The organism is Romboutsia sp. 13368 (genome assembly GCF_018336475.1).
Lineage (GTDB): Bacteria > Bacillota > Clostridia > Peptostreptococcales > Peptostreptococcaceae > Romboutsia.
Map to the genome: position 1 here is coordinate 2,255,644 of NZ_CP048741.1, position 12,828 is coordinate 2,268,471.

Genomic DNA, 12,828 nt, shown 5'->3' on the forward strand with positions numbered 1-12,828 from the left:
TTTTATCTTTAAAACAATATATTATATTTGAAGCTATAATAAAAAACTCTATGTAAATCATTTAATTTACTCAAATAATGTATTACCGAATACTTAAAATATCATTATTATGTATTATTAAAATTAATATCAAAATCTAAACTAACGTTCTAAATAACAAAAAAAGATTACGTGGCTACGTCTTACTCTCCCAGGCGGTCGCCCACCAAGTACCATCAGCGCTAAAGAGCTTAACTTCTGTGTTCGGTATGGGAACAGGTGTATCCTCTTTGCTATAATAACCACATAATCTTTATTTTTAGAGTTAATACTCTGAAAACTGCATATCATTTAATTTTCCATCATTATTTTGGTCAAGTCCTCGACCTATTAGTATCGATAAGCTAAATACATTACTGCACTTACACCNNTTTTTAGGTTTATTTTGGTCAAGTCCTCGACCTATTAGTATCGATAAGCTAAATACATTACTGCACTTACACCTTCGACCTATCAACCAGGTAGTCTTCCTGGGGTCTTACCCTTACGGTGGGAAATCTTATCTTGAAGTTGGCTTCGCGCTTAGATGCTTTCAGCGCTTATCCATTCCGTACATAGCTACCCAGCCATGCCCTTGGCAGAACAACTGGTACACCAGAGGTACGTCCATCCCGGTCCTCTCGTACTAAGGACAGGTCTTCTCAAATTTCCTACGCCTGCGACGGATAGGGACCGAACTGTCTCACGACGTTCTGAACCCAGCTCGCGTACCACTTTAATGGGCGAACAGCCCAACCCTTGGGACCTACTACAGCCCCAGGATGTGATGAGCCGACATCGAGGTGCCAAACCTCCCCGTCGATGTGGACTCTTGGGGGAGATAAGCCTGTTATCCCCAGGGTAGCTTTTATCCGTTGAGCGATGGCCCTTCCATGCGGTACCACCGGATCACTAAGTCCGACTTTCGTCCTTGCTCGACCTGTATGTCTTGCAATCAAGCTTCCTTTTGCCTTTACACTCTTCGCACGATTTCCGACCGTGCTGAGGAAACCTTTGAGCGCCTCCGTTACTTTTTAGGAGGCGACCGCCCCAGTCAAACTGCCCACCTGACGGTGTTCCAAGACCTGATTCAAGGCCTATGGTTAGGATCCCAGTACTACAAGGGTGGTATCCCAAGGATGACTCCACACAGACTGGCGTCCATGCTTCATAGTCTCCCACCTATCCTGTACATGTAGTACCAAGACCCAACGTCAAGCTACAGTAAAGCTCCATGGGGTCTTTCCGTCCTGTCGCAGGTACCCGGCATCTTCACCGGGATTACAATTTCACCGAGTCTATTGTTGAGACAGTGCCCAAATCGTTACGCCTTTCGTGCGGGTCGGAACTTACCCGACAAGGAATTTCGCTACCTTAGGACCGTTATAGTTACGGCCGCCGTTTACTGGGGCTTAAGTTCACTGCTTCGATTGCTCTAACAGATCCCCTTAACCTTCCAGCACCGGGCAGGCGTCAGCTCCTATACATCGTCTTGCGACTTAGCAGAAACCTGTGTTTTTGGTAAACAGTCGCTTGGGCCTATTCTCTGCGGCCTGTCATAGACAGGCACCCCTTCTCCCTAAGTTACGGGGTCATTTTGCCGAGTTCCTTAACAATAGTTCTCTCGCTGGCCTTAGGATACTCTCCTCACCCACCTGTGTCGGTTTACGGTACGGGCGCCTTTAAACTCGATAGAAGCTTTTCTTGACAGTGTGAAATCAGCTACTTCGCCCCGAAGGGCTTACCCATCGTATCCTAGCATTATCTAGACGGATTTGCCTATCTAGACTGCCTCAATACTTAGCCACACAATAACCAACAGTGTGGTTAGCTTATCCTACTGTGTCACTCCATCTCTCAAACGCTTATTGGCGGTACAGGAATATCAACCTGTTGTCCATCACCTACGCCTTTCGGCCTCGGCTTAGGTCCTGACTAACCCAGGGCGGACGAACCTTCCCCTGGAAACCTTGGGTTTACGGCCTGTGGGATTCTCACCCACGTCTCGCTACTCATGCCAACATTCTCACTCGTATACTGTCCACATGTCCTTACGGTCATGCTTCAGCCTGCATACGAAGCTCCCCTACCCATCATAAATGATGCCGTAGCTTCGGTAGTACGTTTTAGCCCCGGAAATTTTCGGCGCAGGATCACTCGACCAGTGAGCTATTACGCACTCTTTAAATGAGTGGCTGCTTCTAAGCCAACATCCTGGTTGTCTGTGCAATCCCACATCCTTTACCACTTAACGTACATTTAGGGACCTTAGCTGACGATCTGGGCTGTTGCCCTTTTGACTATGAATCTTATCACCCACAGTCTGACTCCCAAGTATAAGAATACGGCATTCGGAGTTTGATAGTCTTCGGTAAGTGCAATACCCCCTAGGACATTCAGTGCTCTACCTCCGCTTCTCTCAACCTTGAGGCTAGCCCTAAAGCTATTTCGGGGAGAACCAGCTATCTCCGGGCTCGATTGGAATTTCACCGCTATCCACAAGTCATCCCCGAGCTTTTCAACGCTCGTGGGTTCGGTCCTCCACGAAATTTTACTTTCGCTTCAACCTGCTCATGGATAGGTCGCCCGGTTTCGGGTCTACGACATGCAACTTAGTCGCCCATTTAAGACTCGCTTTCGCTACGGCTCCACACCTTAAGTGCTTAACCTTGCTGCATATCGTAACTCGTTGGCCCGTTCTACAAAAAGTACGCGGTCACACAAGTAATGTGCTCCCACAGCTTGTAAGTGCAGGGTTTCAGGTTCTCTTTCACTCCCCTCCCGGGGTTCTTTTCACCTTTCCCTCACGGTACTATACGCTATCGGTCACTAGGTAGTATTTAGGCTTGGAGGATGGTCCCTCCTGCTTCCCACAGGGTTTCACGTGTCCCGTGGTACTCTGGATCATACTAGTATTTTTCTCATTTTGACTACGTGGCTATTACACTTTATAGCGGAGCTTTCCAACTCTCTTCATCTATGATATCTTTCCATGTCGTATGTCCGCAACCCCAACGAAGTAAACTTCATTGGTTTGGCCTGTTCCGCGTTCGCTCGCCGCTACTTACGGAATCGAATTTCTTTCTCTTCCTCCGGGTACTTAGATGTTTCAGTTCCCCGGGTTCCCCTCGCTAAGCTATGTATTCACTTAACGATACTTAGACATTACTCTAAGTGAGTTTCCTCATTCGGAAATCTTCGGATCAAAGTTTACGTGCAACTCCCCGAAGCTTATCGCAGCTTATCACGTCCTTCATCGGCTCCTAGTGCCAAGGCATCCGCCCTGCACCCTTAATAACTTGACCAGTTATTAAAAGAATTGTAATTTTTAAGACTTTTCTTGTCATATATGTTTAAAATGATGTCATATCACTAAATGTTATGCAGTTTTCAAAGTACTAAAGTACGTCGCCAACGATATTCCTTCGCTTTCGCTTCAGTCATATCCGTTGCTTAAAGTACTAATGGTGGAGATGAGGAGGATCNAGTTTKTTAAAAAGAACTCTCAAAATTAAACAGTAGGCAATTCTCCTTAGAAAGGAGGTGATCCAGCCGCACCTTCCGATACGGCTACCTTGTTACGACTTCACCCCAGTTATTGATTTCACCTTCGACGGACGCTTCCAAAAGGTTAGCAATCCGGCTTCGGGCGCCCCCAACTTCCGTGGTGTGACGGGCGGTGTGTACAAGACCCGGGAACGCATTCACCGCAGCATTCTGATCTGCGATTACTAGTAACTCCAGCTTCATGTAGGCGAGTTTCAGCCTACAATCCGAACTGAGAATGGCTTTAAGGGATTAGCTCCGCCTCACGACTTGGCTGCCCTCTGTACCACCCATTGTAGCACGTGTGTAGCCCTAAGCATAAGGGGCATGATGATTTGACGTCATCCCCACCTTCCTCCAGTTTGTCACTGGCAGTCTCGTTAGAGTCCCCAACTGAATGCTGGCAACTAACGACAGGGGTTGCGCTCGTTGCGGGACTTAACCCAACATCTCACGACACGAGCTGACGACAACCATGCACCACCTGTCACTTCTGTCCCCGAAGGGAAATCTCCGATTAGGGAGAGGTCAAAAGGATGTCAAGCTTAGGTAAGGTTCTTCGCGTTGCTTCGAATTAAACCACATGCTCCGCTACTTGTGCGGGTCCCCGTCAATTCCTTTGAGTTTCACTCTTGCGAGCGTACTTCCCAGGCGGAGTACTTAATGCGTTAGCTGCGCCACCGAAGGGGGTAACCTCCGACAGCTAGTACTCATCGTTTACGGCGTGGACTACCAGGGTATCTAATCCTGTTTGCTCCCCACGCTTTCGTGCCTCAGTGTCAGTTACAGTCCAGAGAGCCGCCTTCGCAACTGGTGTTCCTCCTAATATCTACGCATTTCACCGCTACACTAGGAATTCCACTCTCCTCTCCTGCACTCAAGTTTCCCAGTTTCAAAGGCTTACTACGGTTGAGCCGTAGCCTTTCACCTCTGACTTAAGAAACCACCTACGCACCCTTTACGCCCAGTAATTCCGGATAACGCTAGCCCCCTACGTATTACCGCGGCTGCTGGCACGTAGTTAGCCGGGGCTTCCTCCTCAAGTACCGTCATTATCTTCCTTGAGGACAGAGCTTTACGACCCGAAGGCCTTCATCGCTCACGCGGCGTTGCTGCATCAGGCTTTCGCCCATTGTGCAATATTCCCCACTGCTGCCTCCCGTAGGAGTTTGGACCGTGTCTCAGTTCCAATGTGGCCGATCACCCTCTCAGGTCGGCTACTGATCGTCGCCTTGGTGAGCCGTTACCTCACCAACTAGCTAATCAGACGCGGGTCCATCCTGTACCGCAAAAGCTTTGATACTTCTACCATGCGATAAAAGCATATTATCTCGTATTAGCATACCTTTCGGTATGTTATCCGTGTGTACAGGGCAGGTTACCCACGCGTTACTCACCCGTCCGCCGCTCTTCTCCGAAGAGAATCGCTCGACTTGCATGTGTTAGGCACGCCGCCAGCGTTCATCCTGAGCCAGGATCAAACTCTCAAAATAAATTCTTCGATTGACTACCTGCTCAGACTAATCATTATCTGAATATCTGGCTTGGTTTGTTAGTTGTAATTCTATAAATTAACCTACTGTTTAATTTTCAAAGTTCATTTCACTTTACTTTCTTAAGTTTACCAAAGTTGTTTTTCTTTGTCAACTTAATTTTTTAAAGTTTTTTATTTTCTTTTGCCCTTTCCTTAAGGACAAGTATTACTATATCATCTAATAATTATATGGTCAACACTTTTTTTATTATTTTTTTTAGCATTTTTTTATTATAACTTTATTATATTAAGTTATTAACAGTCAATTTTCTTTATATCCACATTATCTACAATCTATATACTTGATTTTTACTTATAATATGATTTTTTATCCACATTATAAAGATTATTATTAACATATAAAAGATATTATTTATTTTCTATATTTTATACCTTATAAAAATAAATATATACATATTTAATGTTCAAAAATATAAAAAAGACATGTAGATTTACATGCCTTTTTATTAATATTATTAAATTTTATTCTAATTTAACTTCTATTATCTTGTATATTTATCAAATATTTTATTTAAAAATATAGAATTAACGTATGAAACAATTCCAAACCCGATTATTATGTAAAAGAATAATACATTTCCAAAATGATTTTCTAATGAAAATATAAGTATTATCCCTAGGATATTCATAATTAACATTATTATAGTATAAGGAAGACTTTGTATAGACATAAGTATTGAGTTAATGAAAGTATTTTTTATAGTATTATCAAACTTAGATATAATAGGAAATATATATGTTAAGCTAAATAAATAAACTACGCCCACTAAAGTTAATATAAATTTTAATATTATACTTAAAGCTTTATTGGCTACTAAATTAGAAATATGAAAATCTAATAATAAAACACATCCAACTATTATCATTAATATCCACACTATAGTACTTACTTTAAAACTTTCTCTAAAACTTTTTATAAACTCTTTAGCTACATATATATCTTCATTTTTTATTTTTTTTAAAGCTACGGAATACATTGCACTTAGTGATGCTCCTATAGTAACTATAGGTATACATGTCACTATAAATAAAAAATTCAAAAGTACTATATCTGTAATTTTATCTATTATTCCCCAAAACTTATTATCATATCTGAATAAACTATCCATAAAACTCTTCCCCTTAACATCTTCATAAATTCAAATCGTTATTATCTTTAATTATTTATTTTAGAACTTGACTGCCTTATAAGAAGCTCTCCTTCAAAAACTTTATGTTGATTCTTACTTTTTTTATTTATTAAATCGAATAATATTCTTGTCGTTTCTTTTGCCATCTCTTCTACTGGCTGCCTAATAGTTGTTATTGACGGATTATAATAATAAGAAATATCTAATCCATTGTTATTAAGTTTTACATTATAATTATCCCCAATCTCCATAGTTATATACATTATTTTAAAAATTATTTTCTCTTATACCAATAATTATTTAAACATTCATCTATTATTACTCATACATAATTGTTCTTATAATATATATAATGAGCTTTTAAATAAGTTCAGTAATTTCTAAATTTAAATAAATAAAAAAGATTACGTGGCTACGTCTTACTCTCCCAGGCGGTCGCCCACCAAGTACCATTAGCGCTAAAGAGCTTAACTTCTGTGTTCGGTATGGGAACAGGTGTATCCTCTTTGCTATAATAACCACATAATCTTTATTTTTAGAGTTAATACTCTGAAAACTGCATATCATTTAATTTTCCATCATTATTTTANNNNCATCTTCACCGGTATTACAATTTCACCCAGTCTGTTGTTGAGACAGTGCCCAAATCGTTACGCCTTTCGTGCGGGTCGGAACTTACCCGACAAGGAATTTCGCTACCTTAGGACCGTTATAGTTACGGCCGCCGTTTACTGGGGCTTAAGTTCACTGCTTCGATTGCTCTAACAGATCCCCTTAACCTTCCAGCACCGGGCAGGCGTCAGCTCCTATACATCGTCTTGCGACTTAGCAGAAACCTGTGTTTTTGGTAAACAGTCGCTTGGGCCTATTCTCTGCGGCCTGTCATAGACAGGCACCCCTTCTCCCTAAGTTACGGGGTCATTTTGCCGAGTTCCTTAACAATAGTTCTCTCGCTGGCCTTAGGATACTCTCCTCACCCACCTGTGTCGGTTTACGGTACGGGCGCCTTTAAACTCGATAGAAGCTTTTCTTGACAGTGTGAAATCAGCTACTTCGCCCCGAAGGGCTTACCCATCGTATCCTAGCATTATCTAGACGGATTTGCCTATCTAGACTGCCTCAATACTTAGCCACACAATAACCAACAGTGTGGTTAGCTTATCCTACTGTGTCACTCCATCTCTCAAACGCTTATTGGCGGTACAGGAATATCAACCTGTTGTCCATCACCTACGCCTTTCGGCCTCGGCTTAGGTCCCGACTAACCCAGGGCGGACGAACCTTCCCCTGGAAACCTTGGGTTTACGGCCCGTGGGATTCTCACCCACGTCTCGCTACTCATGCCAACATTCTCACTCGTATACTGTCCACATGTCCTTACGGTCATGCTTCAGCCTGCATACGAAGCTCCCCTACCCATCATAAATGATGCCGTAGCTTCGGTAGTACGTTTTAGCCCCGGAAATTTTCGGCGCAGGATCACTCGACCAGTGAGCTATTACGCACTCTTTAAATGAGTGGCTGCTTCTAAGCCAACATCCTGGTTGTCTGTGCAATCCCACATCCTTTACCACTTAACGTACATTTAGGGACCTTAGCTGACGATCTGGGCTGTTGCCCTTTTGACTATGAATCTTATCACCCACAGTCTGACTCCCAAGTATAAGAATACGGCATTCGGAGTTTGATAGTCTTCGGTAAGTGCAATACCCCCTAGGACATTCAGTGCTCTACCTCCGCTTCTCTCAACCTTGAGGCTAGCCCTAAAGCTATTTCGGGGAGAACCAGCTATCTCCGGGCTCGATTGGAATTTCACCGCTATCCACAAGTCATCCCCGAGCTTTTCAACGCTCGTGGGTTCGGTCCTCCACGAAATTTTACTTTCGCTTCAACCTGCTCATGGATAGGTCGCCCGGTTTCGGGTCTACGACATGCAACTTAGTCGCCCATTTAAGACTCGCTTTCGCTACGGCTCCACACCTTAAGTGCTTAACCTTGCTGCATATCGTAACTCGTTGGCCCGTTCTACAAAAAGTACGCGGTCACACAAGTAATGTGCTCCCACAGCTTGTAAGTACAGGGTTTCAGGTTCTATTTCACTCCCCTCCCGGGGTTCTTTTCACCTTTCCCTCACGGTACTATGCGCTATCGGTCACTAGGTAGTATTTAGGCTTGGAGGATGGTCCCTCCTGCTTCCCACAGGGTTTCACGTGTCCCGTGGTACTCTGGATCACATCTAAAGTCTTCTCGTTTCAGCTACGTGGCTATTACACTTTATAGCGGAGCTTTCCAACTCTCTTCACTTACGATACCTCTTTGTTTATGACGTGTCCGCAACCCCAACAAAGCAAGCTTTATTGGTTTGGCCTGTTCCGCTTTCGCTCGCCGCTACTTACGGAATCGAATTTTCTTTCTCTTCCTCCAGGTACTTAGATGTTTCAGTTCCCCGGGTTCCCCTCGCTAAGCTATGTATTCACTTAACGATACTTAGACATTACTCTAAGTGAGTTTCCTCATTCGGAAATCTTCGGATCAAAGTTTACGTGCAACTCCCCGAAGCTTATCGCAGCTTATCACGTCCTTCATCGGCTCCTAGTGCCAAGGCATCCGCCCTGCACCCTTAATAACTTGACCAGTTATTAAAGTTGATTTTTAAGACTTATCTGTCTATATATGTTTAAAATGATGTCATATCACTAAATGTTATGCAGTTTTCAAAGTACTAATTGAGGAATGAACCCTCAAAATTAAACAGTAGGCAATTCTCCTTAGAAAGGAGGTGATCCAGCCGCACCTTCCGATACGGCTACCTTGTTACGACTTCACCCCAGTTATTGATTTCACCTTCGACGGACGCTTCCAAAAGGTTAGCAATCCGGCTTCGGGCGCCCCCAACTTCCGTGGTGTGACGGGCGGTGTGTACAAGACCCGGGAACGCATTCACCGCAGCATTCTGATCTGCGATTACTAGTAACTCCAGCTTCATGTAGGCGAGTTTCAGCCTACAATCCGAACTGAGAATGGCTTTAAGGGATTAGCTCCACCTCGCGGTATTGCTTCTCTTTGTACCACCCATTGTAGCACGTGTGTAGCCCTAAGCATAAGGGGCATGATGATTTGACGTCATCCCCACCTTCCTCCAGGTTATCCCTGGCAGTCCCTCTAGAGTGCCCAACTTAATGCTGGCAACTAAAGGCAAGGGTTGCGCTCGTTGCGGGACTTAACCCAACATCTCACGACACGAGCTGACGACAACCATGCACCACCTGTCACTTCTGTCCCCGAAGGGAAATCTCCGATTAGGGAGAGGTCAAAAGGATGTCAAGCTTAGGTAAGGTTCTTCGCGTTGCTTCGAATTAAACCACATGCTCCGCTACTTGTGCGGGTCCCCGTCAATTCCTTTGAGTTTCACTCTTGCGAGCGTACTTCCCAGGCGGAGTACTTAATGCGTTAGCTGCGCCACCGAAGGGGGTAACCTCCGACAGCTAGTACTCATCGTTTACGGCGTGGACTACCAGGGTATCTAATCCTGTTTGCTCCCCACGCTTTCGTGCCTCAGTGTCAGTTACAGTCCAGAGAGCCGCCTTCGCAACTGGTGTTCCTCCTAATATCTACGCATTTCACCGCTACACTAGGAATTCCACTCTCCTCTCCTGCACTCAAGTTTCCCAGTTTCAAAGGCTTACTACGGTTGAGCCGTAGCCTTTCACCTCTGACTTAAGAAACCACCTACGCACCCTTTACGCCCAGTAATTCCATCTAACGCTAGCCCCCTACGTATTACCGCGGCTGCTGGCACGTAGTTAGCCGGGGCTTCCTCCTCAAGTACCGTCATTATCTTCCTTGAGGACAGAGCTTTACGACCCGAAGGCCTTCATCGCTCACGCGGCGTTGCTGCATCAGGCTTTCGCCCATTGTGCAATATTCCCCACTGCTGCCTCCCGTAGGAGTTTGGACCGTGTCTCAGTTCCAATGTGGCCGATCACCCTCTCAGGTCGGCTACTGATCGTCGCCTTGGTGAGCCGTTACCTCACCAACTAGCTAATCAGACGCGGGTCCATCCTGTACCGCAAAAGCTTTGATACTTCTACCATGCGATAAAAGCATATTATCTCGTATTAGCATACCTTTCGGTATGTTATCCGTGTGTACAGGGCAGGTTACCCACGCGTTACTCACCCGTCCGCCGCTCTTCTCCGAAGTAAATCGCTCGACTTGCATGTGTTAGGCACGCCGCCAGCGTTCATCCTGAGCCAGGATCAAACTCTCAAAATAAATTCTTCGAATTTATATCGCCAACGATATATCTTCGCTACCGCTTCAGATAAATCCGTTGCTCAAATAAAAGTTGTTACCTGCTCAGACTAATCATTATCTGAATATCTGGCTTGGTTTGTTAGTTGTAATTCTATAAATTAACCTACTGTTTAATTTTCAAAGTTCATTTCACTTTACTTTCTTAAGTTTACCAAAGTTGTTTTTCTTTGTCAACTTAATTTTTTAAAGTTTTTTATTTTWTTTTGCCCTTTCCTTAAGGACAAGTATAACTATACCATCTCATAATCATATCGTCAACACTTTTTTACAAAGTTTTTTATTTTTTTACTTATTATAAGTTATTTTTAATAATTATAAGTTCTTCTAAACTTAGATTTATCAAGCTATTTAGTACCTTTTTTCGTTCTGAAATATTTTTATATTTTTTTATAACTTCTTTTCTTATTTCGCCTAAGATGTTTATATATTCTTCATAGCTATCATCATATTTTTCCTCTAATTCTTTTTTTATTTTAGATGATAGAGATGGACTTTTTCCACCAGTTGATATACTAATAAGTAAATCTCCTCTTTTTACATATGATGGTACTGTATAATTTGATAGTTCTATATCATCTACCACATTAACTAGTTTACCACACTCCCTACAATATATACCTATATTTTTATTTATTGCTTTATTATTTGTTCCTGCTACTACAATAAAGCTATCTTTTATATATTCTTCTTTATATTCATCATAAATCAGCTCTATATCATTTTTAATTAATTCAAATTCATCAATAAACCTAGGTGAAACAACTCTTACACTTTTACCAAAATCTAAAAAGTTTTTACATTTTCTATATGCTACTTCACCTCCTCCAACAACAGTTATATTTATATTTTTTAATTCTAAATTTATAGGGTATAACATATCAAAATACTCCTTCCCCCTTATATTAAAATATGATGGCATATAGTATAAATTTATTAAATACTATACGACACCACATTATAAAATCAAAATTATTTATTATCTTTTATTATTTTAGCTAAATCTTTAGCAAAATAAGTTATTATTATATCTGCTCCTGCTCTTTTTATAGACATAACAGATTCATATATAGCATCCTCACTTAATATACCATTTTTAACTGCTGATTTAAGCATAGCATATTCACCACTAACATTATAAGCGGCTAAAGGTAAATTATAATTATCCTTTACTCTTCTTATTACATCTAAGTATGATAATGCTGGCTTTACCATTAATATATCTGCCCCTTCTAATACATCAAGTTCAGCTTCCACTAAAGCTTCATTAGTATTAGCTGGATCCATTTGATATGTTTTTCTATCACCAAATGCTGGAGCTGAGTTTGCAGCTTCCCTAAATGGACCATAGAATGTAGATGCATATTTTACACTATAGGACATTATTGGTATATGTACAAATCCAGCTTTATCTAAAGCCTCTCTTATAGATTTTATTCTTCCATCCATCATATCTGATGGAGCAATCATATCAGCACCTGCTTTTGCATGACTTACTGCTATATTACCTAAATATTCTAATGTTTTATCATTATCTACATAACCATCCTCAGTTAGAATCCCACAATGTCCATGACTAGTGTATTCACACATACATACATCTGTAATAACATTCATATTAGGCTCTATTTCTTTTATTTTTCTTATAGCTCTTTGAATTATTCCATTATAATTGTATGATTCACTACCACAAATATCTTTTCCATGCTCATGAGGTATACCAAATAATAATACATGCTCAATTCCTAATTCTCTTATTTCTTTTATCTCATCTTCTAGCATATCAACTGAAAAATGATATACATCTGGTAAAGATGATATTTCACTTTTTATATTTTCACCCTCTACTATAAATAAAGGATAAATTAAATCTTCTACATTTAACTTAGTTTCTCTAACTAAATTTCTTATAGCTTTATTAACTCTTAATCTTCTAGGTCTTCTTAACATAATACTCCTCCAAAAGTAAATCAGCTAATCTAAAATAATTGCTTCTACTATCTTATCTATAGTTGATTTTTCTGCTTCTTTATAAATTTCTATATTTAACTCTCTTGCAGTAGCTGAAGTTATAGGTCCTATAGATATTATTTTACAATTATTTATTTTTTCTAAATTCTCTTGTCCTATAATTTCTACAAAGTTTCTTACACTTGAAGAACTTGCAAAAGTTATATAATCTAAATTTTCATTATCTAATATATCTAAAATATTTTCTTTCCTACTAGTATCTATTACACTTTCATAAGTATRAATTTCTTTTAT

The 12,828-nt window shown here is 41.3% G+C and carries 5 protein-coding genes and 6 rRNA genes; all 11 read right to left on the reverse strand.

From position 1 onward, the window contains the following. Window positions 1–169: 169 nt before the first annotated feature. A 5S ribosomal RNA gene (gene rrf, locus G3997_RS09435) occupies window positions 170–286 on the reverse strand. Between the two features lie 138 nt (window positions 287–424). Then, a 23S ribosomal RNA gene (locus G3997_RS09440) occupies window positions 425–3,323 on the reverse strand. A 231-nt stretch (window positions 3,324–3,554) separates the two neighbouring features. Continuing rightward, window positions 3,555–5,057: ribosomal RNA gene (locus G3997_RS09445) — 16S ribosomal RNA — on the reverse strand. Window positions 5,058–5,601: 544 nt separating this feature from the next. Beyond that, complete coding sequence (locus G3997_RS09450; protein ID WP_296645528.1) at window positions 5,602–6,228, reverse strand: YesL family protein; 627 nt, start codon at window positions 6,226–6,228, stop codon at window positions 5,602–5,604. Window positions 6,229–6,275: 47 nt separating this feature from the next. After that, a complete protein-coding gene (locus G3997_RS09455; protein WP_296645529.1) occupies window positions 6,276–6,500 on the reverse strand; it encodes a substrate-binding domain-containing protein in 225 nt (74 codons plus the stop codon). A 155-nt stretch (window positions 6,501–6,655) separates the two neighbouring features. Continuing rightward, a 5S ribosomal RNA gene (rrf, locus tag G3997_RS09460) occupies window positions 6,656–6,772 on the reverse strand. Window positions 6,773–6,786: 14 nt separating this feature from the next. After that, a 23S ribosomal RNA gene (locus G3997_RS09465) occupies window positions 6,787–8,883 on the reverse strand. A gap of 138 nt (window positions 8,884–9,021) precedes the next feature. After that, window positions 9,022–10,524, reverse strand: a 16S ribosomal RNA gene (locus G3997_RS09470). Together the 16S, 23S and 5S rRNA genes form the textbook arrangement of a ribosomal RNA operon. A 334-nt stretch (window positions 10,525–10,858) precedes the next feature. Then, complete coding sequence (locus tag G3997_RS09475; protein WP_296645530.1) at window positions 10,859–11,443, reverse strand: precorrin-2 dehydrogenase/sirohydrochlorin ferrochelatase family protein; 585 nt, start codon at window positions 11,441–11,443, stop codon at window positions 10,859–10,861. Window positions 11,444–11,535: 92 nt separating this feature from the next. Beyond that, window positions 11,536–12,513: a porphobilinogen synthase gene (gene hemB / locus G3997_RS09480; protein WP_296645531.1), complete on the reverse strand. Its 978-nt coding sequence runs from the start codon at window positions 12,511–12,513 to the stop codon at window positions 11,536–11,538. A 24-nt stretch (window positions 12,514–12,537) separates the two neighbouring features. Then, window positions 12,538–12,828, reverse strand: a 291-nt coding sequence (locus tag G3997_RS09485; RefSeq protein WP_296645532.1) for a uroporphyrinogen-III synthase, incomplete at its 5' end; no start/stop codon positions are given.